The sequence below is a fragment of the Flavonifractor sp. DFI.6.63 genome, assembly GCF_024462255.1.
In the GTDB taxonomy this organism is placed as follows: domain Bacteria; phylum Bacillota; class Clostridia; order Oscillospirales; family Oscillospiraceae; genus Lawsonibacter_A; species Lawsonibacter_A hominis.
Window position 1 is genome coordinate 14,161 of sequence record NZ_JANGBE010000036.1, and the last position, 24,601, is coordinate 38,761.

Sequence of the window (24,601 nt, forward strand, 5' to 3'; positions counted from 1 at the left end):
ATCCTCCTTTATCGCCCAACAGCCTGAAGATACCCGGCCCTCGCCACTTCCTCCGTATCGTCTGATTCATCGTAGGCGTCGTAAGGCGCGGTGGGGTCGGGAACCCGCTTTTGGAACGGTGAGCAAAGCTTGTCCTTATGGGCAAAGGCGAACTCGAAGTTGTCCGTCCAGCCGGTGTGGCCGGTGAGGAACAGCGGGTGTAATCCACGGCTTTGCAGCTTCTGCTCCAGCGCCGCCAGCGACTTTACCGCCAGTTTGTTGCTTTCTGCCAGAGAGGAAATGAAGCTGTAGCCGCCGTCCGCGCCGAACCAGAGAGTGTCGCCGGTGAAGAGATATTTGTCGTCAATGAGATAGACCATATGCCCCCATGTATGGCCGGGCACGAGAAAGCACTCAATTTTGATGCCGTCAATCTCGAAAGTCTCGCCGTCATGCAGCAGCACCTTTTCGTTGTTAATTGCGACCTGCGGCAATTTATAGAGATGATATATGACTTTTCGCCGCACCTCGCCGCTGAGATACCGGTTTTCAATCTCGCCGATATAGAGCTTTGCGCTCCGGAACAAACCGGGGCTGTCTGCCTCCACCGCGCCCACGTGGTCGGTGTCCTGATGAGTGATGAGGATGTGCCGGATGGACTGCGGGTCGATGCCCAGCCAGTCCATTTTTTCTGCCAGCCGGTCGTAGTTGTACCCGGCATCAATCATGATGGTGGTGTTGCCCTTGCGGTAGAAGAAAATGTTCGCCACCCACTCCCGCACGCAGGCCACGCGCTCATCCACCCAGCCGGTATTCAGCGGCTTGAATATTTGCTTGCCGCGGTACATCTTGCTCATTTCTCTTTTCTGAAATTCGGTCGCTTTCTTTGACATCGGTATTTCCTCCTTACAGCAGCAGCCCGAGTCCCGCAAGGAGCAGGGAAATCACGGCCATTCCCAGTGTTCCGAACAGCCATTTCTTCTGCTTGTCTGATTTCGAGATGTACGGCATCAGATCCTCTGTCCCCGGTATTACCCACGCCTTGGTGTGTCCGACCCAATAGCCGTCGATGCCAAGCCGGTCGATGAGATTCATCACAGACAGGATTACAAAGCACTGCCAGAAGCCGCCCCAAAATGTCTGCGCACCGTTGATGGCATACACGCAAAGAAGCACATAAAAAAGGTAGATTGGAATGCAGATTGCCTTGAAGCGCAGCGCGTTCCGTTTGATCTTCTCCCTTGTGGTCAGCCCCAGTGCGATGCATCGCTCCTGCACCTTTTCGCCATACAGATGCACCATGCCGACAGCGCCCTTTCGGATGCCGACAGCGCACACCAAGACCAGCAGCGCCCCCAGCCCCAGTCCTTCCAGAATCGTTTGCAGCAGCATTCCTTATTCCTCCCGCTTCTGTCCTGTCACGCAGAGCCAGCCCATTTTGTTTTTATGGATTTGAACATTGCAGAATCCAGCGTTTTCCAGAAACGTTTTTAGCTCATCGCCGCTGTATATGGTCATACCGCCGATGATCTCCGTCCACTTCTCATCCTTGTCCGTGTCGCCACTGCTCTCGTTGCAGATGAGGAAGGTCCCGTCGGGCTTCAGTACCCGGCAGACCTCCCGAAAGCACTGCGGCAGATCAGGCCAGAAGTAGACCGTTTCAAAGGCCGTGACCGCATCAAACCAGTCATCTGCGAAGATCATATCCGCCACACTGCCTTGCAGGACGGCACAGCGCCCCTCCGCGATGGCGGTCTCGTTGACCTTTTTCGTCTTCTCCACGCTGACGGGCGAATAGTCGATGCCCTTGACGATCCCCTGCGGGCATTTTTTCAGCAGTCTTTTCATGTTCGCACCGCCGCCGCAGCCGCAGTCCAGCACTTTGGTATCCGGCGCAAGCTCCAAAAATTGAAGCCCCCACCGGGCCACGGCGCTGTGCCCAACGTTCATCATGGCGACCATGACTTTCCCGCCAAAGCCGGTAGGCTTCCGGGTGTTTTCAAAAAACGACATCCTCCGTCACTCCTTTTCCAGAACGATGATCTTGTTGGAAATATTCCGCACGGCGGGCAGCCTGTCCAGCAGCTTGTAAATTGGCGTAAATACCGCCATACCCTCCGTCAGACTGTGTTCTTCCATAAATTGAAAATCCGGCAGCAGCGCCGCAAGAGCCGAACCGTTCTTCACGCCCCAGGTGAATTTTGCATGGCTGCCCTCGATGGATTTTTCCTTGAAGTGCCTCACGATCATCGGATTCATCGTTTCCGCAAATACCGTGGCTTTCTTAAAACGGCTGGAAATCACTGCAAAAATCCGCTGTACATCTTTTGTGTTCAGGTACATGGTCAGCCCCTCAATGACGATCAGCACCGGCACATTCTGCTCGCCGATTTCGCCTCCCCAATCGTCCATGGCGGACATAGCGATTTGCGAAATCGAACCGCTTTCCGGCAGGAGCTTCTCCCGCACCGCCATCGTCTCCGGCAGATCGAGGTTATACCAATGTGCGTAACCCGACATCCGATAGCACCGGGTGTCCAGCCCGCAGGCAATATTGACGACCACCGCACCGGGGTGCTTTGCAAGCCACGATTTTGTCAGCTTATCCAGCACAATGGTGCGGGCAATAACGCCGCTGTGCATGGCAGTATCCTTGTCGGCAAGGGAAAAATCGTAGTCCAGCTTCCGGGTGATTTCCTCCGCTTTTGCATCGTGAATGGTGCCGCGGCCCCGACTCTCTTTCGCCCTTGCATAAACGGTTTGCAGCATGGTCTCCGGCACGCCGGAGAGCTTGATTTTTTCTTTCATGTCATACTTCCTCCGCTTGCAAAATCAGAAATTTTTCCGCATACCGGCAAAATTTCTCCGGATGCACCATCACCAGCTCCGCATGGGCCATCTTGGGGATGCCGTGAATACGCGTCTGGGGGAAATACCCCTTGATGAACCGGATATCCCGCCTGCGATCCTTCTTTTCGTCGTCACCGTACCAGTAGGTGATCTTTGTGCCAACTTTCGCTGGGAGCTTCGGAAGCGCATAGTTGTTGGCAGACCAGAATATATTGCGAATTGTCCGGTCGGAGAAGGTCTTGAGATAGGCTTCCATAGCGTCGTATTCCTTTTTAGGATCATGCCCTGCTGGGGTAAACCGTCCCGGCGGAAAAGCCGCTTCCAGTACCTTTCGGCTGTTTGCCGCCATTTTGAAAGACAACACATCCCGCGCCAGCAGCAGCTTTCGCACCAAGAAGGGCAGCTGATAGGGTGTGATCCCGCCGTCAATGATGGCTCGGCCGATGGGCATTTCTCCCAATGCCAGCATACGGGTCAGACAGGCTCCGCCCATGGAACAGCCATAGGCTCCGTCCAGTTGTGAGATGCCGCAGCTTTTCAAGTAAGAAATCACCGCATCCACAGTCTGCTCCACGGAGGTGAAGTCCCCGGGGTACTCCGGCTGATGGCCGTCATACACTACCTGAAAAACGCGCCAGCTTTGAGATAGCTGTGCGACCGTGTCGGCAAAGGCCCACACTGGCTCTGCCGTGCAGGGGAAAAACAGCAGCGTCCGCTCCTGCGCCTGCCCGTATTCCAATATCTGCATGGCTCACCCCTCCGATTTCACGCACTCTGCGTAGGTCAGCGGGAACGAGGCTTTCAGCACGGTGCTTTTCCGCATCGTCCAGCCGTTTTCCCGCAGGAACGAAAGGTAATCTGCACTCGTCCATTTGCTGTGCAGCGGAAAGCCCGCCAGCTTCATGAAAAATGCTTTGACCTTTCCAAAAAAAGCGTTATCTGCGTGGGTAAAGGTCGGCGCAACCAACACGCCGTCGTCTTTCAGCACCCGGCGAATTTCGGAGAGAGCCTTCTCTGGCTCCGGCACGATATGCAGCGCATTGGCCACGATGACCACGTCAAAGCTTTCGTCGGCATAAGGCAGGTGGAACATATCCTGCACGGAGAAATGCAGCTTGGCGGATCGGTTGTCCCGCTTCGCTTCTGCGATCATCTCCGGCGAAGCGTCTGTGGCCTCAATATGAGCGGCACTGTTTACAATGTTTTTGGCGATCACTCCCGTGCCTGTGGCCAGCTCCAGCACGGTTTTGTGCCGCACCACGGGGCGCAGCAGCTCGTACATCTGCTCATAAGCTGCGGCGTCCTTTCGCATGAAGCGGTCGTACCGCCCGGCGTTTTTATCCCAGAAATTTTGACTGTTTCTCATGATTTCGCCCTCACAACGAGATGTTAAACTCCTCTAACTCACACAGATGACGCAAGTGAGTTAGAGCAAGCTAACTGTATCCCTTTTGAAAAGCCGCATCACTGCGGCTTTTCCGCTTATGCAAATAGCTCCCGGCAGGCGCCCCGCACCAGCGTTTCCAGCACCTGCGGGTAAAGCGCCCCAATCTGCTCCTGATGGGAGACGGTTAAAATCAAGCCCCGCACTGTGGCGGCAGCCAGCGCCATACCGCCCTTGGGCTGCAAGCCGCCCATCTCCAGCAGGGTACGGATGTGTGTCTCGTCATCGTGGTAGTGGGCGGTTTTCACTTCCTCCGGCAGCCGGTGCAGAAGAAAATCTGCGTCATTTTCGATGAACACAAAAGCTTTTGTCTTGGAGAGCCAACGGCAGGCAGCCAGGATCGCCGCTGCCGCGCGGTCGGCAGGAAGCAGGGTTGCGTTCTCCTGCAAGGACTTCTGCGCTACCGCGAAGCACTCGGTATGGATGTCCTCCAGTACAGCGAAAAACAGCAGCTCCTTGGATTCAAAGAATTTGTAAAATGACCCCTTGGAAATCCCAACGGCCTCCGTCAGCTGCTCTACAGAGGTTTTCCGCATCCCGATGGTAATGCCGCAGCGTCGGGCTGCTCGGATCAGGTCATTGCGGATTTGTTCATTCTGCTCGTCTGTAAAAGCCACTGCGCACGCTCCTTGGATTTATGACCACATTTATCATTTCAGTCAAATTGTAGCACGATCCGAAGATGTTGTCAACGGCGTCGTTTTGCTTTCCATCATGATCAAATCAGATCCAGCCTTTCCATCTCAAACGGTACAACCACGGATTTCAGCAATCTCGCCTTCGGCAATCTCTGAACAAACCGTATCGCCGTATTTGCAAAGATGTTGGATTTTACCGTGTCCCAATCCGCCAGCTTTACGATCTTCGCCGTGCTGTTTTCAAAATCGAACCGAATTTCGCCCCATTCGCCGTCGTTGTCTGCCTGATACAGGTAGACAGCGGCGGCTATTTTTTTGTTCGTCTTTCGCATATCGGTTTGTTTCAGTGTCACGGTATGGATCACACCGCTTTCCAGCAGCTTCAGCCGCAGTTTGTCTAATGTGCGCCGGTAAAACCGCTCCGCACCGCTGGCTGTCGTTCCTTCAAAATCCACCGCTAAATCTTCAAAGGTGGACTGCGTGGACAAGGGGCTGACACGCCCGCAGGTCATGCAGATGGCGTTCCGCTTTTCCAGATACCATTGCTCTTTGTAGGAAAGCTGCTCAAATGCTGCCGTGACCGCCTTTGCCTGTATTCCGTTCCAGAGGATTTCGGCGTAGTTCCAGCTATCGTCGCGCGTCACATCCTCGCCGGTTTCTTCGCCGTCCTCGTCCTGCTCCGTGCGGTAGAGGGAAACAATGCTGCGGTTGCGCTGGGCAATGGTCAGCAGCTCGTCCGCGGATACGCTTTCGTCCTTGTATCTGCTTTGGGCGGCAAACTCGGAAACGACCTCTGTGCGTCTCTTGCCTGAATTGTTATAGATCGCACCGATCTGACGCACACGTTGGTACTCCGCAAGACTGGCAAAGGAACCGGCTTCGTCCATCATACGGCAGAACAGCAGCCCGTTTTGGATATAATGTTTTGCATATTTCAGAAACTCCGTCTCCTGCGCCGGTTCGAACTTCGGCAGGCAGTACAGCAGCATTTGCAGAACTTCCAGCTTGTAGTCCAGAAACCGCGCCGGGTCGTAGCGGTCAATGCCATTGCGGGTAAGAAACCGGTAAATCACGCTGTTCAGACGCTTTTCAAAGTGGTGCAGGAAGAAGGAAAAGTATGCAAGGTCTTTGTGACGGACAGCTTCGCGTATGTAGTCGTTCAGCTCCATTTGCGGCGGTTCCGGGTCAAGCTGAAAGACGTTCCGGACTTCGCGCATGGTCAGATCGTCGGCATTATAGAACGGCACTTTTGCCGCATAGGCGGTCAAATCCCATGTCCAGCCCGCAAGCTGTGCCGGTATCAGTTTGTCACGGTTATCCTCCATGCCTGCACCTCCCACCGCTATGGCGTTCCATTACCGCTCCATCGTTTCTTTCGCTTCCGCCATCAGAGCCGCCTGCTCCATCTCGGCGGCATAGCCGCCCTGCGCATAGCCGCTGTCTTGCAGGGCCTTTTCCAGCTTGCTTTTTGCCAGTGCTTTCATTGCGGCGGCGGTCTGCTCGTCCAGCGTGCCGCGCCCAAGATACTGTGTGATCGTGTTGAACCGCTTCGTATAGATTTTCTTGATGGGATGATCTGCGGCAAGCTCCCGCTGCTCCCGGCCACGGAGATTCCCGACTTGACGGCAGGTACGCCCGCGCTTGTCTCCGGGAGCCAGACCGTCGCAGTATTTGGCGTATCTTGCGTCAGTGGTCAGAAACCATTTCCCACAGACCGCGCATTTCCTCGGCGCGTGTCCGACGCATAGACCCTCGTACAGATCGGAGCGGAACATAGACACGAAAGACATATAGTGCATCCGGCGCATGAGCTGCGGCGCGTCTTGCGCGGAGCGGACGGCAGATACATATTGAATTGTTGTGTTGGAAAATGCCTGCCATGACTTATCGTCCAGCGATAGCTTCGGCTGTCCGGAGAATATCCTGCCAAACACCTGCGCATAGCCGTCCGGAGTCCGCTTCCCCTTATGCAGCTCGTCTGCAAACGCCGTCATACCGCTTTTGTAGTTGCGAATAGTGGCGGGAAGCTCCTCCGCAAGGGTGATGATCTTCGTTATGCCAACGCCCTGCCTGAACTGTTCGTTGAAGGTGGCCAGCAGCCCAACCACGGCGGCAGCCTGCACATAGGCAAGGGTATTCTGAATCCCTTCCTCCGAGAAGATATGCTCCACACGCCCGTTGTAATAAGCAGCGTCGGCACGGGAAAACGGCGGTGTATCCTTCGCAAGCTGTATCATATGCAGAACACTGCCCTTGGCAGGATGAAGCAACTCGGCAGTCAGATTGTTCTCTTTGATTGCCGCGACGATCTTCTGCAAGGGGATACTTGCCTGTGCCAGCTTTTCCCTCAGCGTATCCGGGATGTTCAGAGCTTCACAGCCAATGGTGCCGCCAGGTACGGTTTTGCCCTCGTAGGTCACGCTGTCCTGCCAGTAGTCCAGCGTCAGCAGATTGTGGTCAATGATCGGTGCAGCCATCGCGTTTCCTCCTGTCACGTTTTTTTAATTATACCATGCAAATATGAACATGAAAAGACCTGTCATGTTTTTTGAAATGAACTTGTCATGCCATCCGCCTGTTTTTTACGAATCCGAACATAAAGCAGACAGAGAGGTGCGAAAGCCGCCGCTCAAATCTATTTTACGGAGGATAACGCATGAATTGTTTTCAGAACGTCAAATATGGCGTAAGCTGCCGGGAGGCAGCAGAGCGGTACGGCGTGGAGGTCAACTACCACGGCATGGCGCTCTGCCCGTTTCATAACGACCGGCATCCCAGCCTGTATGTGGCAGACGACCACTATTATTGCTTCGCCTGCGGAGAACACGGCGATGTGATTGATTTTGTAAGCAAGCTGTTCCGGCTCTCGCTGTATGATGCAGCGCAGAAGCTGGCAGCTGACTTTCACCTCACCCCGGACAAGCCGCCCAGCGCAGCGGCGCTCCACGCAAAGTGCATCCAAACAGAAGCACAGCAGCTCAGAGAAAACGAGCGGCTGTGCTTTTCTATTCTATCCGATTACGCCCGTGTCCTGCGGAGATGGAAAGCGTGGTATGCGCCGCAATCACCAGCAGAAGCACCGGATAAGCGGTTCGTGGAAGCCTGTCACAAACTCGACCAGACAGAATACTACTTGGATATTCTGTGCGCAGGTGATTCCTATGAACGTGCCGAAGTGGTTAGTTATCTGCTTACAGATGGTCGGCTGGACAAACTCAAGGAAAAAATCAATGGGAGGGATGCTGCGTGAGCAAAAAATATGAAGGACTGAATTTTCCAGCATGGTTCGATGGCAAGGATGTCAATGAGGCGGCTTTTTGCCGGGAGTTTTTGTCAAAGAACAAGCTCATCTATGCGGATAACGCATTTTTCACACCGGATGGACGGCTGACAGACCCGCTGCTGCTGAAAGAGAAAATCTATGCCGAGCTGGAGTGCTGTGCTGCAAAGAACATTCCGCGCACCATTTCCAATATCGTGGAGATCATGAAGCTGGCGGCTCATGCAGGGAGCTTCCCGCCGAAGCCGGATGAGATTCATGTGCAGAACGGGACGCTTCGCATCGACGGCAGCTTTCTTGCGGGACGGCCTGAGATCGTGCGCAGCCGGTTTCCCATTGCTTACAATCCGCAGGCGGAGGAGCCGGTTGTCTGGCTGCGTTTTCTCTCCGACCTACTTTACCCGGAGGACATTCCCACCTTTCAGGAATACATCGGCTATTGCCTCGTTCCCAGCACCAAGGGGCAGCGCATGATGATCCTCAAGGGCGAGGGCGGCGAAGGAAAATCGCAGATCGGTCCCGTGCTGGCGCGGCTGTTTGGCTGCAATATGAAGGACGGCAGCATCGCAAAAATCTCCGACAACCGGTTTGCCCGCGCCGATCTGGAACACATTCATCTTCTTGTGGATGACGATATGAAAATGGAGGCGCTGAAGCAGACCAACTATGTCAAATCCATCGTTACCGCACAGGGCAAGATGGATCTGGAACGCAAAAGCGTCCAGAGCTATCAGGGGTGGATGTACGCCCGCCTGCTGGCGTTCTCCAACGGCGATTTGCAATCTCTCTACGACCGCAGCAACGGTTTTTACCGCCGTCAACTGATCCTGACCACAAAAGAGAAGCCTGCTGATCGTGTGGACGATCCTGACATTGCCGAGAAGATGAAGCAAGAGGTCGAGGGCATTTTTCTCTGGGCGTTTGAGGGCTTGCAGCGGCTTGCGGCAAACAGCTTCCGATTCACGGAAAGCCCCCGAACGCTGAACAATCGGGAGTACGTCAAGCGTGACGCCAACAATGCCATCGACTTTATGGAGTCCTCCGGCTATATCCGGCTGAAGGCGGATATGTCTGTCACCTCCAAGGAGCTGTATGCCATTTACGGAATCTGGTGTGATGAGAATGGGCTGACGCCCATCCGGCAGCGCTCGTTCAGCGATTTTCTGATGCGGAATCTGAAAACGTACAATCTGGAGCATACGAATACCGTCACGAACGCCACCGGGCGCAGAGTGTGGGGGTATCTGGGCATTGAGCCGCTGATCAGTCCCCGTATATCTGAGAATTGGGGCAAATCGCTATGTACGTATGTACCGGAAAGCTGACGCGCACCCAATCGTGAACAAGTCTGCCCATGCCGCGAAATGCTGCCTGCCCTGCACCGCCGGTACGTATGTACACAGCAAAATACCGTAATTCTGCTATGTACAGAGTGCCGGTGGGATGCCAAAAACGGCACATTATAATCAATCCTTGTGAAATCCATGAAAATTTTCACTGTAAGCCAAACACAATGCACCGTCCGGTGATTCACCAAAGTGTGAAGCCGCTGCACCGGGATGTGGTATATCCCACCGTTCCGCATGACCTCGCCCAGAACGATGAAGCTGATAGGGTGCTGCTACGTATAGGGCATCATAGGCAGAAATCTGAGCGGATTTGTGGCATGGCAGTTTTTTCACTGACAAGTACACCGGCATCACCGATACGAAACCACACTACACGAAATTATGGAGGTAAAAATTGATGAAATCCAATCTGAGAAACGAGATCAAGTCGTACATCGTCCGTCAGGGAATGACCATGCAGGAGGTGGTCGATCTGCTGCATGACGAACATGGCTGGTCTGACAGCGTATCCAACCTGTCCAACAAGCTCCAGCGGGAGTCCCTGCGCTATGTTGAAGCCGTCCAGCTTGCCGATGCGTTGGGATATGAAATCGTCTGGCAGCGAAAGAAAAGCTGACAAACCGAGAATATCCCGAAAGTCCCATCGGGGCTAAGGGCGCACTTCTATACTCTCCTGACGGGAGTATGTGCGTCCTGCGGAGCCAATCGCCCGGACAGTTGCGTGTCCGGGCTGGTTTGCGTCACTTCGTTCCGTACAAGGGAGTGTCTCCCTTGCGCCGCCTATGCAGCTATCCCAGCGCACTTCGCAGCGGAAACAATCTGCTGACGCAGACAATTTCCACCGCAAAGTCTGAACAACTATTTCACTAATTTTGAAGGAGGTCACACAATGTCAAAACAGAAAAACCTTGCCGAGCTGAATGCCGAGAAAGATAAAATTGAGCAGCAGCTTGCACAGGAGCGGCACAAAATCCATCGTCTTGAAAACCGCGCCGCCTACTACGAAAAGGGAGAACGGCGCAAGCGGGCGCACAGGCTCATCGCCCGTGGCGCAGCGATTGAGAGCGTTGCGCCACAGACGAAGGCTTTGAGTGAAACCAAATTTTACGCCCTTGCCGAACAGGTCTTTGCTCTGCCGGACACGCAACAGCTGCTCACAGAAGCCGTCGGCAACCATGCGGGAGGTGACTGAGTATCGCGTTATTTCATTTCCATGTGACGCAGATCAAGCGCAGCGCGGGGCAGTCCGCCGTGGCGTCTGCTGCCTACCGTGCCGGGGAAAAGCTGCACAGCGAGTATTACGGTGAGGACAGCGACTACACCCGCAAGGGCGGCGTGATCTGCTCTGAAACCCTGCTGCCATCCCACGCGCCGCCAGAGTACGCAGACCGTGAAACGCTCTGGAACGCCGTAGAAAATGCCGAGCGCGGCAAGAAAGCGCAGCTTGCATACAGTTTTGACATTGCCTTGCAGAACGAGTTTTCCATGCAGGAGAACGTTGCTCTGGCAAGGCAATTTTTGTTGGAGAACTTTGTGAGCCGGGGCATGGTAGTGGACTTCGCCGTGCATCAGCCAGATAAGGAGGACGGCGGCATTTCCAATCCACATTTTCACGTCATGTGTCCGATTCGCCCCATTGAGCCAGACGGCAGGTGGGGCAACAAGCAGCGGCGGGAATATGTTCTGGACGAGCATGGAGAACGCATTCTGGACGAGGCAGGCAACTATGTATTCAACGCTGTGCCGACCACCGATTGGGGCAAGCCGGAGACGCTGGAAGAATGGCGGCAGGCGTGGGCTGATCTGTGCAACGCGAAGTTTGCGGAGAAAGGTTTGGATTGCCAGATCGACCACCGCAGCTATGAACGACAAGGCATTGAACAGATTCCTACCGTCCATGAGGGACCGTCTGTCCGGGCGATGGAAGCGAAGGGCATCCGCACCGACAAGGGCGACTTCAACCGCTGGGTTCGCATAACCAACGCCATGCTGCGGGAAGCAAAGAATAAAATCGCCTCTTTGCTGGAATGGCTGAAAGCGGTTAAGGAAGAACTCTCCAAGCCGCAGCCGCCTATGCTGAACGATCTGCTGATGACCTATTACAATAACCGCAATAAGGGCGCATACAGCACAAAGGCCAAGACAGCCAACTTACAGCGGTATGCGGATGCGTTTCGCTTTTTACAGGCGAAGCAGCTTTTTACCACCGATGATCTGGATACCGCGCTCCATTCCATGCAGAACAGCATCAACGCAATGAAGGCCTCTGTCGGGGAAAAGCAATCCCGCATCAAGGAGCTGGACGAGCTGCTGCGCATGGTGGACTACTACAAGTCCGGCAAGCCCGCTGCGGATAAGCTGAAATCCATCCGTTTTGAAAAATCCAGACAGAAATACAAGTCGGAGCATGACGATACGCTGCGGACGTTCTACATGGCAGAGCGCAAGCTGAAACCGTATTTCAAGGATGACAAGCTGCCCATCACCGCATGGCGCAAAGAGCGGGAGCAGTTGGAGCGGGGATACAAGGACATTCAGACAGAGCTTTCGCCGCTTTACGCTGACGTCAAAAAGCTCTGGGCCATTCACTACAACATTTATGAAGTGCAGCATGAGCAGGAGCGGCAGCAGACACAACGGCGCAGCCGTAAAAACGAAATAGAATTATGAGAAAGGAATCGTATATGGGAAAAATTATCAGCATTGACGAAATCAACCGTGCCGTGATGGAGGGGAAAGACGATTTGGTCTTTGAGCTTTGCAAGGTCTTTGACCATGAAAGCTACTTTGATCCGATCTTTGACCCGCCGGAGTCCTTTTTGCAGGAGTGCGAGGCCTATTGGAACAGGCGAAGCCCCTTCTGCAAAACCGTGGAGCGCAAAATTGGAAACACATGGTACACCATTGAAACCGTCTGTGACGGAACCGAGCCGCTTACCGCCAAGGTAAAACGGCTCATTTTTTCTGACCGGGAGGTGGCTTGTTAATGACAGTGACACAAAACTATGGTAATATAATTTCAAGCACACCGATTCTGTCGGCTGACCCGAACGTGAAGGAGGACGTTATGACGGATCAGCAAAAAATTACGATACTCTACTGCCGCCTCAGCAACGAGGATTCGCAGGATGGCGAGTCGAATTCGATACAGAATCAACGCGAGCTTTTAACCAAATACGCACGAGATCATGGATACACAAACCTGAAAATTCTGGTGGATGACGGTTATACCGGGACGAACTTCAATCGCCCCGGCGTACAGGAGGGCTTTGAACTCGTCAAGCAGGGATTAGTGGGCTGCTGGCTCTGCAAAGACCTCAGCCGCTTTGGTCGTGACTATCTGACCGTAGGCCAGTACACCGACATCATCTTCCCCAGCTACGATGTTCGCTTCATTGCCGTCAACGACGGCGTGGACAGTCAGCGTGGAGACGGCGATGGATTCGCCGCAATCCGTAACCTATTCAACGAATGGTATCCACGTGACACCAGCAAAAAAGTCCGGGTCGTATTCCGTCAGAAAGGCACCAGCGGCAAGCATCTGGGGAAACCGCCCTATGGCTATCGCACTGACCCAGCCGATAAAGACCATTGGATCATTGACGAGGATGCCGCCCCAGTAGTCAAGCGCATCTTTGACTTGGCTATTGACGGCAAAGGGCCGGAACAGATTGCCCGTATACTGGAGCAGGATAAGGTGTTGACTACCAAGGCGCTGTATGCCAAACAGTCAGAAAACCATCCTAATCCGAAAAAGCGCAAGAAGATGCCGGATCGCCCTTATCATTGGATTGGTCAATCGGTTGTGGGTATTCTGGAACGGATGGAGTATACCGGCTGTACCTGCAATTTCAAAACCTATTCCAAGTCCTATAAGCTGAAGAAGCGGATTCCTAATGCCATCGAAGATATGTGTATCTTCCCTGATACGCAGGAAGCAATCGTTTCTCAGGCTCAGTGGGACAGGGTGCAGGAGCTGCGAAAAAACAAACGCCGTCCCACAAAAGCGGAACGGCAAGGATTGTTCTCCGGGCTTCTGTTCTGTCCCGATTGCGGGAATAAGCTGCACTTTGCTACCTGCAAGAACTTTGACGGCAAGCAAGACCACTATGTATGCTCCAGCTACAAAAGCGGTCGAGGCACCTGTTCTGCACACTATATCCGGGAAGATGTACTGCGGGAACTGGTACTGGAACGGATTCGGGCGGTCAATGCGTATATACGCAGCGATGTGGAGGGCTTTCAGGAGGAATGGCTGCATTACCGCCGCGCCGATCAGGAACGGGACATCCGGGAAGATCAGAAGCGCGTGGAGCAGGCAAAAAAGCGCCTTGCCACCCTCGATGTGGTCATCTCCCGGCTCTATGAGGACTACGCCCTCGGTGAAATCAGCAAGGAAAAGTACAAGAAGATGACTGCTGATTATGAAGCGGAGCAGGAACGGTTAAAGCTCGAAATTGAAACAACGGAAGAATGGGTCGAGCAGCGGCAGGCAATGGGAGATGATCTGGACGCTTTCATTGCGCTGACGAAAAAGTATGTGGATGTCACCGAGCTGACGCAGACGATTGTCAACGAGTATATCAGGAAGATCATCATTTACGCACCGGATAAGTCTGGTGGCAAGCGCAGACAGAAGGTGGAGATCATCTTTAATTTTGTTGACGAGGTGGAGATCCCCGTGCTGGCAGAACCCATGATCGCAGAATCTTCCCTTGGACGCAGAAAAACGGCGTGACCTTTACGGTCACACCGTCCTCTGCCCCAACCGCAAGACTTATAGTTCCTTACGACTGTTAAGCCTTCCGGTTCTGGGGATTTTTCTTTTTGAGATCCCTTCCGATTCGAATCGATCCTTTGGGTAAATTCCCTGTCCGGCGTCGCCCCGGCCTCCAGAACGGTGGCTGTGGACTTGGGGATGCTCCGCCCCTGAAAATCCTCCACTGGAACGTCCACCGGGCGGGCCGCCTTCTCGCCCTCCGGGTGGAAGCGCTCCGACTGGTTCTGCAAACGGTTGTAATCCCCGGCAAATCCCGCATTCGCGGCCCCTACGCCGTCATCCACGGTTTGCCCCCCGGAATTTTGGGCATACTGGGTATTGCCCTTTGCGGAGGAATCTGCTATAATGGGGGCAGAGTTAGAGGTGCTATCGGTATGCAGGGACGTTGTATTGACGGTTTGGGCGCTTGCGCCCCCCTGGGAACCAGCACCTCTAATTTGATTTTTATACTTGTCCATGAACTTTTCTGTGGACATGCCGATCATGTTTAGCACCTGTAGAGAGTTGCGCTCTCCGGAAACTGTTTCAAGGATCACCGAATACCCGTTGATTTTCTTTGCGAGCCTGATTTTCTGTTTTCCCCGATAATTCTCGACCGCAAGAATGTAATCAAAATTGTCCACGTAGTCGGGGATATTGAAGAAGTCCTGCTTTGAAAGAGAAATGTCGCCTGCCTGCTTTGCGTCGCTATGTTGCAAATAAGCGTGGCGCAAACTGTCTGCGTCCAGTTCGAGATAATACCCGTCAATGTCGACTGTTGAGTCTACGCCACGAACTGCATCTGCAAAACGCGTCCCCACCTTCCCGTATCCACGCACTTCTCCGTTGGATTTTCCGCCTATCGCGGACAAGATGAAATCCTTTACGGCCTTCGCAGTCGTGAGGATAGGTGATTTTCCGCTTTCCAAAAGTCTGGCCTTTTTATTTCGGGTATGCCCAGTTTTTCCTGTGTTTAAATAAGCCTGTATATCCGTTTCTGTCAGTCTGGTGTTGTCCCCCGTCTCCCCCGTGGAGGCGGTTTTATTTTTCCCTGCCGCCTCCACAGCGCCCGCAGGAGCGGCGTTTGCTGTCCGGATGGGACGGGTGCCGCCAATATACACCGCAGTCCGGTGGAACAAGGCCGCCCGCGCTGCGTAATCGTGAGACGGAAACAGGATCAGCCGAACTCGGCTGGTCCTGTTTTGGTTGGTCCGGGACGGGGCCGGGCCGCATACGCTGGGGTAAGATTGGAGGCGTTTGCCATGAACCGTGCTCATTCTCCCCTGCCCCAGGTCCTGCTGGAGGGCGTCCCGGCGCTCCGCGCTGTGCTGCGTGGAAACGGCGCCTATCCCGGTCTGCTGGGAGAAGTCCTGCTCTATCCCTGGCAGGAGGGTACTCTGCTGGTCACGCGGGCCGCCGGGCTGCCGCGGGACGGCTTTTTTGCCCTGCATATCCATACGCTGGGCTGCTGCCGCACCGGAGGCGATATCCCCTTTTATTGCGCCGGGGGACATTTCGACCCGCAGCAGCAACCTCACCCGGACCACGCCGGAGACCTGCCGGTGCTGCTCTCCCACCGCGGGCGGGCCTTTTCGGTGACGTTTACCGGGCGCTTCCGGCCAGAGGAGGTGCTGGGCCGGTCCGTTGTCCTCCATGAAAGCCCGGACGATTACCGCTCCCAGCCGGCTGGAGACGCGGGCGGCCGCATCGCCTGCGGCGTGATCGAAGCATTTTGAACGCAAGCGGACTCCCGCGTCGGGATGCGGGAGTCCGCTTGCGTTTATTCCGTGCAGATGACCCACACCCGGGCGTTGGCGCCCAAGGCGCCGCTGTAATAGACGGTAAAGCGGTCCGCGTAGGACTTGGCCGCCTCCAGCGTCGTCCACTGGCCGGTGGCGGTATTGTAGACCTGTACGTTGTCCGCCAAAGGCACCCGGATCTCATCCACTACCACAGCATCGCCGCCGTCAAAGGCGGAGCGGGCGATGTTTCTCGCCTTGGTCAGGGTCACCGCCCCCGCCAGGGTCCCCTTGGCGGTCCCGGCTATACCGCCCACGTCGCCGTTTTTCAGGGACAGGCCGGTAATGTATGCCTGCGTGGTACCCGCGCTGTTCTTCACCGCGATGGTCTTGTTGGTCACGGTATCGTCGGAGCTGATGCCCGCCGAGGTCTTGGTGTCGGCGACCAGGAAACCGTAGGTATAGGCGTAGCCGGTAGCGTCGTCCAGCAGCAGCAGGCAGACCCGCCCCTCGTCGTCGGTGGCGTAGAAGTCGATGCGCGCGGAGGAGACGGTATCGCTCAGAATGTCGTCCAATCCGATCTCCACCACAGGGCCGGCGCTCACCCGTTCATAGATCTTGACGTCGTCGGACAGCGGAATACTGCCCAGCGCGGCCGCAGAGACGTTGAGGCTGTACCGGCAGCTTTTGGAAAGGGCGCTGACCGAGAGCTGATTCACGCCGATGGAACTGACCTTCACCAGGTCGCCCGCCTGGGCGGAGCCGGAGGCGATCGTTCCCTTGACGGTAAGCCCGCAGGTCAGCGCCACGCTGCCGTCGCTCCCCAGCACGCCGTACAGCTCTCCCTTTTTCTCCGAGGTGGTATGGGCCGCGGCTACCTCGCCCGCGCCGTTCAGGACCACGGTCAGCCGGTCGCCCACCGCGAACCGGGACAGACCGGCCCGGGCGGTATTGGCCACGTCCAGCGTGATCCCCAGCAGAGTGATCCGGGTGGGCGAGCCGGTGTTGGGCGCGGCGTTCTCATAGTAGCCGGTGAGGGTCACGCCCTCGTAGGCCACCGCCTCCGAGGCCACGATCAGCTCCAGGTTTCCGGAGCTTGCATAGTACAGCGTCGTCCGGGCACGGCCCGCCAGGTCGTACCAGCAATCGCCGTAGGTCTTTTTTTCCCCGTCCAGCAGGACGGGAAGCGCACTGTTGACGGAATACTCCGCCCCATCCACTCCGGTCAGGGCGCTGGAGGTCGTCTTGACGGGCACGACCTGCCGGCAGACCGTGTCGTCGGGCAAAAAGCCCGACACCTTGCCGGCGCTGTCCAGCAGCAGGGTGCCCTTCCGCCCAACCAGAAGCTCGGGCAGACAGTCAGCCTGCTCATAGCAGGTCAGGGCGTTGTCGGCGTAGACCAGGGCGGTGTTCAGCGTACCGTCGGACGCCTCGCTGTCGTTGTCCAGCAGCAGCGCGTTCTTGATCGCGGAGCTGCAAAGGGCGGTGTAGTAGTCCCGGCCGTCGGCGGTGGTCTGATCCAGCAGGTGGTAGAGCAAAAGCGCCGCGTCGCCCCGGCTCAGCGCCCGGGCCGCCGTCTTGTCCAGCCCGTCCAGCAGGCCCAGGGAATCGGCCAAGGACATAGCATCCTCCGGCCAGAAGGGGCCGATGGCGTCGTCGGTATAGCCCAGCAGATGCAGCACGATGGTAGCGGCCTGTGCCGTGGTCACCGCATCATCTGGGCCGAAGGTGCCGTCGCCGTAGCCGGAGACCAGTCCCTCCTCATACGCCAGGTTCACATAGGGCGCCGCCCAATTGGAGCCGGGCACGTCGGAAAACAGAGTGCGGTAGGCGCCGGCATTGATCTTGTCCCCATGGCCCTCAGCCAGCACGGCCAGCTTGCAGAACTGGGCGCGGGTCAGGCTGTCCTCCGGGTGATAGGAACCGTCGCTGCAGCCGGAGACGATGCCCAGGCCGGCGAGCACCTCCACCGCCTCCTCCACGCCGGTCTCGTCCGCGGCCAGGGCCGCCGGAATGCAGGCGCCGATGATCCCCAGGCAAAGCCCCGCCGCCAGCAGCAGGGCGAGAATACGCTGTTTCATCTGTGATTCTCCTCTCAACTCCATTTAGTCGGCCCTCAGCGCATCCACCGGCTGGAGATTGGATGCCTTGGCCGCCGGATAGATTCCGAACACGATGCCGATGACCACGGAAAACGCGAACGCCCCCGCGCTGACCAGCGCACTGGGAAACAGGATCAGGTCGTACATCGCCTTGCCCAGGATCAGCGAGAGAAGATAACCCAGGGCGATGCCGATGACCCCGCCCATGGCGCTCAGAATAGCGGCCTCCACCAGGAACTGGGTGACGATCTCCCGCCGGGGGGCTCCAATGGATTTTTTGATGCCGATCTCCCGGGTACGCTCGGTCACGGTGACCAGCATGATATTCATGATGCCGATGCCGCCCACCAGCAGGGCGATTCCCGCGATCCCGCCCAGCACCACGCTCATGGAGGTCGTCTCCTCGGTGGATTCGCTCATGGCGGAGTTTCCATCCTCCAGCCGATAGGTGCCGACGCTGGAATCGATGGTCTCGTCCAGAACGGTTTCCAGGCGGCGGATGACCGTGTCCACATTGTCCGACTTGTCTACCTTGACGGTAAAACCGGTCAGATGATCGGTGCTCATCAGGGAGCGGGCCATGGAATAGGGGATGCTCACCATATCGTCCATGGACTCCTCCGTCCCCCCGTCCTTCTGGTAGTAGGTTCCCACCACTTCAAAGGGCACGCCGCCAGATAGACGGTCTGCCCGATGGGATCGGCGTACTGGAACAGGCTCTGCGCCACATAGGCCCCCAGCACGCACACGTGGCTGCGGTTTTCCACGTCGTAGCGGCTCAGATCCCGGCCGTTCTCCAGCACGTAGTTGTTGCAGGCGGCAAACTGGTCGCTGCCGAAATAGATGCTGCCAGTGTCCAGGGTGGCGGTTCGGTACTTCATCGGCAGAGTGGTGGTGAGGGACGGGCTGACGCCCAGCACCAGGTCCTTCAGCTCCCCGTTGCCGTAGTCATACAGCGTGTCCATCACGTCCACGGCCCGGCTGGTATCGTACCAGGTCACGCTGACGTTGACCTTGTTGACGCCCAGCTTCTCGTAATAGGCGGTGATGTCCGCGTTGTACCCGGACACCAGCGCCACCAGCACCAGCACGGCCGTCACGCCGATGATGATGCCCAGCATGGTCAGAAAGGAACGGCCCTTTTTCTCTTTGATCGCGTCAAGCGCCATGATGAGTGCATTCATAGCGCCGCCCTTCCCGCCCCGGCTGCGCCCAGCCCCGGGATGAGAACGCCGTCCCAGAGGCTGTCGTGGACGATCCTTCCATCCATGACCCGTACGGTACGGTCGGCCTGGGCCGCGATGCCGTTGTCGTGGGTGATGAGGATGACGGTGGTCCCCCCCGCATTGAGCTTTCGCATGAGCTGGAGCACCTGGGCGCCGGTCTTGGAGTCCAGGGCCCCGGTAGGCTCGTCGGCCATCAAAACCGGCGAGCGGGTGGCGATGGCCCGGGCGATGGCCACCCGCTGCTGCTGGCCGCCGGAGAGCTGGGAGGGGCGGTTTTCCGCCTTGGCGAGGATCTCCACCTGCTCCAGCGCCTCCAGTGCGCGCGCCCGGCGCTGGGCCGGCGGGACGCGCTGATACGCCATAGGCAGGGCCACGTTCTGCCACACGTTGAGGGATGGGATGAGGTTATACCCTTGGAAAATGAACGCGATGCGCCGGGAGCGGATGTCGCTGAGTTCCTTCTGGGTACGCCGGCGGATGGAGATGCCGTCCAGGTAGTACTCCCCGCGGGTGGGCACGTCCAGGCACCCCAAAAGATTCATCATGGTGGACTTTCCGGAGCCGGAGGTGCCGATGATGGCCACAAATTCCCCCTGGCCGATCTCCATAGTCACGCCGTCCAGGGCGTTGACCTGGTTTTCCTCCCCTTCGCCGTAAATCTTATATACGTCTTCCAATCGGATCAGGCTCATGGTATTCCCTCCTGTTCAGCCCATGGGGCCGCCCATATTGCCGCCGGGCATGCCGCCCCCGGAGAAGTCCGGCATGCCCCCGCCGGAGAAGTCCATACCGCCGGGCATGGTGGATTCCTCGCTGCCGCCGCCCTGACTGGTACTGTCGCCGCCGCTGGGCGCCGCCTGCTGATAGCGGGTGAAGACCTCCGTCCCCTCTTCCACGCCGGAGAGGATGCGGGCATAGCGGCTGTTCATCACGCCTACCTCTACCGGCACGGCGTAAAAGCCATCGGGGATCTCCGCATCCTCCAGGTCGACGGCGTTCTCCGGCCGGGCGTCCGCCTTAACAAAGAGGCAGGTTCCCTCACTGGTGCTCTTGAGGGCGGAGATGGGGGCCAGTACGCCCTCGGACGCATCGCCCACGGTAATGGTATAGGACACGTTGACGCCCGCGGACAGGTTCCCCTCGCTGGGGATGGTGATGGTGATGGGGAAATAGGCCACGCCGTTGCTGTTGGTGGCCTCGTAGCTGATCTCGCTCACCGTGCCGGTATAGGTCGTATCGCTCTCCGCCCCGGACTGGGTGATGGTCACCTCCATCCCCATCTCGACGCTGTCGATGTCCAGCTCGTCGATATTGGCGGAAATGGTCATGGAGTCCAGGTTATAGACCGACACGGCGGTCTGCCCCGCCTGACGGGGCTTTTCTCCCTCCCGGACGGCCACCAGGATGACCTTTCCGGAAATTTCCGCCGTGACGGCGTAATCTGCGCGTTTTTCCTCCGTTTCGGCAATCTTTTCCTCATAGGAGGCAATGCGTTCCTGGGTCTGCGTGATCTTTTTGCCGACAGACGCCGTCTGGGTCTGGTAATCCGTGCCGTCGATGACGAAGAGCGTCTCGCCCGCCGTGACCTTCTGGTAGTCCACCACGTTCACGTCCGTCAGCTCGCCGCCGGCCTGTGCGGTGAGCGTGCGGCTCTGCGCATACTTCAGGGCGCCCTCTACCGCGGGATAGATCTGCTCGCCGGCGGCGGACACCAGATAGCCCGCGCCGGTCATCCCCTCGGTCAGGGCGCCGGGGTTATCCAGGGTCACCGTTACGGCGAAGGTTCGGGCGCCCTCGGCGGTCAGCCGTTCCACCTTCTGGATCTCCGTGACCGTTCCGGAGAGGTTGAGCATCAGGCTGGCAATGGACACGCCTGCGTCCATGCCGACGAAAATCTCGTCCTCATAGACGTAGCTGAAATACTGGGTCAGGGTCATCTGGCTGTCGTCCACCAGCACGGCCAGTTTCCCGCCGCTCATAACGCTGTCGCCCGCGTCTGCGGCCACCTCGGTGATCCGGCCGGAGAACGGCGCGGTCACCGTCAGGGCGGCCATGGTCTCGCTGAGCTGTGCGAGCTGCTCATAGCAGTCGTCCAGCTCCTCCTCCAGCGTCGTGATCTCCTGCTCATATTCCTCGATCTGCTCGTCCAGTTCGGAGTCGTCCTGGGTGTAGAGCAAATCGCCCGCCGCCACCGTGTCGCCCGCGGAGACGTACACACCGGTGATCTCCGCGGCGGAGGCGGTTGTGACCGTCACGCTGTCGGCCGGCATGGTGGTCCCGGTGCCCTCAAGGGTGGTGGACAGGGAACCGTAGGTCGTACGCTCGGTCAGGGCTGCGGCCCCTTCGGTACGGAAGAACAGGGCCTTGACTCCAAACGCCGCCCCGCCCGCCAGAGCGAATGCCACGACCAGGATGATCAGGCGCTTCTTCGGAAATTTCCGCCGGGGCCGCCTTGCCGTTCCAGCCGTTTTTTCCTCGGCCGGTTTCCCGTTTTGTTCCATGATTGGCATATGCGCATCCTCCACTTCGTCCGCTTGATAGTGTGGAGTATAGCGTGACAACCTGAAATTACCCTGAAACTGTTGGTAAAGAATTTGTGAACGGGACGCTTTCCCCTGTCCCATCAGCTTTTTTCGTTCGAAGGCAAAGTTTTTCAGACAGATTTCAGATATTTGTGTATAATAATGTCTACTGAATCAACCGCCAGGCGGTTGATTCGTGCGGCCACTGCCGCATAACTTCATCAAAACGGGCTATAAACAGCCCGTTTGATGAAGTTTAGACATTGTTGCAATGCGTATTTCCGCCAAAGCGCCGTATTGCTCCAGCGGAAGGGGCAAGGTTTTCCGGCTCATCTGCCAAAAGCCTTGCGCCCGAACAACGCCAATCGGCCTTGAAAACCTTGGGATTCAAGGCCTTTGGCTTTGTTCCGTACGCATTATAATAGGGACCAAACGAGCCAACCGGAAAGGAACGAGCGATATGCGGATACTGATCGTGGAGGACGAGCGGCGGCTGGCCGAGGCGCTGGGCCAGATCATGGAGGAGCAGCGCTATCAGGCCGACCTGGTATACGACGGGGCGGACGGGCTGGACTACGGCCTGACGGGCCAGTACGACATGATCGTTCTGGATGTGATGCTGCCCAAGCTGGACGGCTTCGAGGTGGCGCGGCGGCTGCGGTGCGCCCATGTATCCACCCCGATCCTGATGCTCACCGCCCGGGACGAGGTGCCGGACAAGATCGCCGGGCTGGACCACGGGGCAGACGACTATATGACCAAACCCTTCGACGCAGGGGAGCTGCTGGCCCGGGTGCGGGCCCTCACCCGGAGGCAGGGGGAGGTGCTCACCGAGCAGCTCTCCGCCGGGGACCTGACGCTGGATCTGACCAGCCGCAGCCTGCGGCGGGGGGACAAATCCGTGCGGCTGGGCTTTAAGGAGTACGATGTGCTGCGGCTGCTCATGTCCACCCCAAAGGCGGTGGTTCCCAAGGAGGACATCATCGCCAAGGTGTGGGGGCTGGATTCGGAGGCGGAGGACAACAACGTGGAGGCGTACATCTCCTTTTTGCGCAAAAAGCTCGCCTTCCTGGGCTCCCGGGTGTCCATCGGCACGGTGCGCAAGGTGGGTTATCATCTGGAGGTGCCCGTGCTATGATCCGCTCTCTGCGGCGAAAATTCATTCTGATCAATCTGCTGCTGGTGGGCCTGGTGCTGGCGGTGGTATTCGGCGTATTGGTGGGCTCCAACGCCCAGCGGCTGGGCGAGCAGAGCCGGGTCTCGCTGCGCATGGCCCTGGAGTGGGCCGACGGCGGCTCTCCGCCCCGCTTTGAGATCGCATCTCCGCCCGACGGCTGGGAACCGGACCGCTCCGGCCGGGAAAACAAGGCCCAGCATTTCTCCATGGTTCCCGTTTTCGTGGTGACGGTGGAGGACGGCCGGGTCACGGCCATCAACGACGGCGGCCAGGTGGCCGTATCCGACGAGGTGGCCTCCCAAGCCGTCCAGGAGGTCCTGTCGTCCGGTTCCGGCCAGGGCGTGCTGCGTGGGCTGAGCCTGCGCTTTCAGGTGGAGCACGGCTCCGGCGGCGCATCGCGCATCGCGTTTGCCGACTGCAGCTGGGAGAGCGCTTCGCTGCGCAACCTGGTGCTCACCTGTCTTCTGGTGTGGGCCCTGGCTATGGTGGGTTTCTTCTTTATCAGCCTCTTTCTGGCCTCCCTGGCGGTTCGTCCGGTGGAAAAGGCCTGGAAGCAGCAGCGCCAGTTTGTAGCCGACGCCTCCCACGAGCTCAAGACCCCGCTCACCGTGATCCTGGCCAACACCGGCATCGTCCTCTCCCATAAGGAGAATACGGTGTCTTCCCAGGCCAAGTGGCTGGAGTACACCCGGGAGGAGGCCGCCCGGATGAAAGGCCTGGTGGATGATCTGCTCTTCCTGGCCAAGAGCGACGACGCCCGCCGCACCACCCGCCCCCTGGAGGTCTCCCTGAGCGAGCTGGCTCTGGGCTGCCTGCTCCCCTTCGAATCGGTGGCTTTTGAGGCGGGGGTATCCCTGGAGAGCGCGATCGCCCCCGGCGTAAGCGTGCTGGGCGATGAGGGACAGTTGCGCCGTCTGGTGATGATCCTGCTGGACAATGCCGTCAAGTATGCCGGGTCCGGCGGCCGCGCCGCGCTCACCCTCGTCCGGCAGCAGGACAAGGTCCGCCTCACGGTCCACAACACCGGCGCTCCCATCCCGGCGGAACACCTGCCCCATCTGTTTGAGCGCTTCTATCGGGTGGACGCGGCCCGGGACCGGGCGCAGGGCGGGTACGGCCTGGGCCTGGCCATCGCCAAAAGCGTGGCCGAGACCCACCACGGAAAAATCACCGTCTCCAGCTGCGCCGGGACGGGTACGTGCTTCACCGTCGTCCTGCCGCGCAAATAAGCGCAGCGGCCCCGCTGCAACGGGCTCCGGCCCGCAACGCGGAAGGTTCGGGCCATCGGCATCGGCAGCTGCAGCAGGTCGAAAGTCAAAACCTCCGGCAAAGCCGGAGGCTTGAGTAAGCCCTAGAAGGGCATGATACGGACGAAGCCCCTTAAGGGGCCCCGAAAGGTTTGCCGACCACATTTCTTTCACGGGCTGCCCCTTAAGGGGTTTTCGCTGCGCCTATTTGTTCTGGCGACCCGTAAACGGGTCCACGAACTCCTTAAGTCCCAGTTGATCCGCCAGCTGGTCCGATTCTAATTGGTTT

The 24,601-nt window shown here is 57.6% G+C and carries 24 protein-coding genes and 1 pseudogene; 10 read left to right on the forward strand and 15 right to left on the reverse strand.

The window, feature by feature from the left end; translation table 11 throughout:
• Positions 1-8 precede the first annotated feature (8 nt).
• From NE547_RS15155 to NE547_RS15195, 9 genes are all read right to left on the reverse strand, one after another.
• Complete coding sequence (locus tag NE547_RS15155; RefSeq protein ID WP_256176323.1) at positions 9-872, reverse strand: MBL fold metallo-hydrolase; 864 nt, start codon at positions 870-872, stop codon at positions 9-11.
• Positions 873-885: 13 nt separating this feature from the next.
• Entirely contained in the window at positions 886-1,371 is a 486-nt protein-coding gene (locus NE547_RS15160; RefSeq protein ID WP_256176324.1) for a hypothetical protein, read from the reverse strand.
• A gap of 3 nt (positions 1,372-1,374) precedes the next feature.
• On the reverse strand, positions 1,375-1,992 hold the full coding sequence (locus NE547_RS15165; protein ID WP_256176325.1) for a class I SAM-dependent methyltransferase: 618 nt from the start codon (positions 1,990-1,992) through the stop codon (positions 1,375-1,377).
• Positions 1,993-1,998: 6 nt separating this feature from the next.
• Positions 1,999-2,787 (reverse strand): class I SAM-dependent methyltransferase, encoded by a 789-nt coding sequence (locus NE547_RS15170; protein WP_256176326.1) that lies wholly within the window; start codon positions 2,785-2,787, stop codon positions 1,999-2,001.
• 1 nt (position 2,788) lies between these two features.
• Complete coding sequence (locus tag NE547_RS15175) at positions 2,789-3,577, reverse strand: hypothetical protein (RefSeq protein WP_256176327.1); 789 nt, start codon at positions 3,575-3,577, stop codon at positions 2,789-2,791.
• A gap of 3 nt (positions 3,578-3,580) precedes the next feature.
• Positions 3,581-4,195: a class I SAM-dependent methyltransferase gene (locus NE547_RS15180; RefSeq protein WP_256176328.1), complete on the reverse strand. Its 615-nt coding sequence runs from the start codon at positions 4,193-4,195 to the stop codon at positions 3,581-3,583.
• 116 nt (positions 4,196-4,311) lie between these two features.
• On the reverse strand, positions 4,312-4,890 hold the full coding sequence (locus NE547_RS15185) for a TetR family transcriptional regulator (RefSeq protein WP_256176329.1): 579 nt from the start codon (positions 4,888-4,890) through the stop codon (positions 4,312-4,314).
• Between the two features lie 101 nt (positions 4,891-4,991).
• Positions 4,992-6,236 (reverse strand): hypothetical protein, encoded by a 1,245-nt coding sequence (locus NE547_RS15190; RefSeq protein ID WP_256176330.1) that lies wholly within the window; start codon positions 6,234-6,236, stop codon positions 4,992-4,994.
• Between the two features lie 30 nt (positions 6,237-6,266).
• On the reverse strand, positions 6,267-7,388 hold the full coding sequence (locus tag NE547_RS15195) for a DUF6076 domain-containing protein (protein ID WP_256176331.1): 1,122 nt from the start codon (positions 7,386-7,388) through the stop codon (positions 6,267-6,269).
• 179 nt (positions 7,389-7,567) lie between these two features.
• Between NE547_RS15195 and NE547_RS15200 the strand changes: the two genes are divergently transcribed.
• From NE547_RS15200 to NE547_RS15230, 7 genes are all read left to right on the forward strand, one after another.
• Complete coding sequence (locus tag NE547_RS15200) at positions 7,568-8,161, forward strand: CHC2 zinc finger domain-containing protein (RefSeq protein ID WP_256176332.1); 594 nt, start codon at positions 7,568-7,570, stop codon at positions 8,159-8,161.
• The gene (locus NE547_RS15205) at positions 8,158-9,516 is read left to right on the forward strand and encodes a phage/plasmid primase, P4 family (RefSeq protein WP_256176333.1); all 1,359 of its coding nucleotides are present in this window, start codon (positions 8,158-8,160) and stop codon (positions 9,514-9,516) included. Before NE547_RS15200 ends, NE547_RS15205 begins: the two co-directional genes overlap by 4 nt.
• A 421-nt stretch (positions 9,517-9,937) precedes the next feature.
• On the forward strand, positions 9,938-10,156 hold the full coding sequence (locus NE547_RS15210) for a DUF6471 domain-containing protein (RefSeq protein WP_195608279.1): 219 nt from the start codon (positions 9,938-9,940) through the stop codon (positions 10,154-10,156).
• A gap of 273 nt (positions 10,157-10,429) precedes the next feature.
• Positions 10,430-10,732: a DUF3847 domain-containing protein gene (locus NE547_RS15215; protein ID WP_256176334.1), complete on the forward strand. Its 303-nt coding sequence runs from the start codon at positions 10,430-10,432 to the stop codon at positions 10,730-10,732.
• Between the two features lie 2 nt (positions 10,733-10,734).
• The gene (mobQ, locus tag NE547_RS15220) at positions 10,735-12,210 is read left to right on the forward strand and encodes a MobQ family relaxase (RefSeq protein ID WP_256176339.1); all 1,476 of its coding nucleotides are present in this window, start codon (positions 10,735-10,737) and stop codon (positions 12,208-12,210) included.
• 14 nt (positions 12,211-12,224) lie between these two features.
• Positions 12,225-12,527, forward strand: a complete 303-nt coding sequence (locus tag NE547_RS15225; RefSeq protein ID WP_243285423.1) for a hypothetical protein — start codon at positions 12,225-12,227, stop codon at positions 12,525-12,527.
• Positions 12,528-12,607: 80 nt separating this feature from the next.
• The gene (locus NE547_RS15230; RefSeq protein WP_256176335.1) at positions 12,608-14,278 is read left to right on the forward strand and encodes a recombinase family protein; all 1,671 of its coding nucleotides are present in this window, start codon (positions 12,608-12,610) and stop codon (positions 14,276-14,278) included.
• A gap of 533 nt (positions 14,279-14,811) precedes the next feature.
• Here the strand turns inward: NE547_RS15230 and NE547_RS15235 are convergent.
• A pseudogene (locus NE547_RS15235) lies at positions 14,812-15,576 on the reverse strand (hypothetical protein); the annotation flags it as partial.
• On the opposite strand from NE547_RS15235, the gene NE547_RS15240 reads away from it, so the two are divergent.
• Positions 15,562-16,035 carry a superoxide dismutase family protein gene (locus NE547_RS15240; RefSeq protein WP_186907182.1) on the forward strand — a complete coding sequence of 158 codons (474 nt, stop codon included), beginning with the start codon at positions 15,562-15,564 and terminating at the stop codon, positions 16,033-16,035. The pseudogene NE547_RS15235 and the gene NE547_RS15240 sit on opposite strands and share 15 nt — an antisense overlap.
• 44 nt (positions 16,036-16,079) lie before the next feature.
• On the opposite strand, the gene NE547_RS15245 is transcribed toward NE547_RS15240, so the two are convergent.
• Genes NE547_RS15245 through NE547_RS15265 form a run of 5 tightly spaced genes read right to left on the reverse strand, consistent with a single transcriptional unit; the run spans position 16,080 to position 21,876 of the window.
• Positions 16,080-18,119 carry an S-layer homology domain-containing protein gene (locus NE547_RS15245; protein ID WP_186907181.1) on the reverse strand — a complete coding sequence of 680 codons (2,040 nt, stop codon included), beginning with the start codon at positions 18,117-18,119 and terminating at the stop codon, positions 16,080-16,082.
• Positions 18,120-18,143: 24 nt separating this feature from the next.
• Positions 18,144-18,752, reverse strand: a complete 609-nt coding sequence (locus tag NE547_RS15250) for an ABC transporter permease (RefSeq protein ID WP_256176336.1) — start codon at positions 18,750-18,752, stop codon at positions 18,144-18,146.
• Positions 18,737-19,324 (reverse strand): ABC transporter permease, encoded by a 588-nt coding sequence (locus NE547_RS15255; RefSeq protein WP_243204718.1) that lies wholly within the window; start codon positions 19,322-19,324, stop codon positions 18,737-18,739. Before NE547_RS15255 ends, NE547_RS15250 begins: the two co-directional genes overlap by 16 nt.
• Positions 19,321-20,058: an ABC transporter ATP-binding protein gene (locus tag NE547_RS15260; protein WP_186907180.1), complete on the reverse strand. Its 738-nt coding sequence runs from the start codon at positions 20,056-20,058 to the stop codon at positions 19,321-19,323. The genes NE547_RS15255 and NE547_RS15260 overlap by 4 nt, the downstream gene beginning before the upstream one ends.
• 15 nt (positions 20,059-20,073) lie before the next feature.
• A complete protein-coding gene (locus tag NE547_RS15265) occupies positions 20,074-21,876 on the reverse strand; it encodes an efflux RND transporter periplasmic adaptor subunit (RefSeq protein WP_256176337.1) in 1,803 nt (600 codons plus the stop codon).
• Between the two features lie 472 nt (positions 21,877-22,348).
• On the opposite strand from NE547_RS15265, the gene NE547_RS15270 reads away from it, so the two are divergent.
• Together NE547_RS15270 and NE547_RS15275 are read left to right on the forward strand one after the other, a co-directional pair.
• Complete coding sequence (locus NE547_RS15270) at positions 22,349-23,026, forward strand: response regulator transcription factor (protein ID WP_186907178.1); 678 nt, start codon at positions 22,349-22,351, stop codon at positions 23,024-23,026.
• Positions 23,023-24,294, forward strand: a complete 1,272-nt coding sequence (locus tag NE547_RS15275) for a cell wall metabolism sensor histidine kinase WalK (protein ID WP_256176338.1) — start codon at positions 23,023-23,025, stop codon at positions 24,292-24,294. The genes NE547_RS15270 and NE547_RS15275 overlap by 4 nt, the downstream gene beginning before the upstream one ends.
• Positions 24,295-24,601 lie beyond the last annotated feature (307 nt).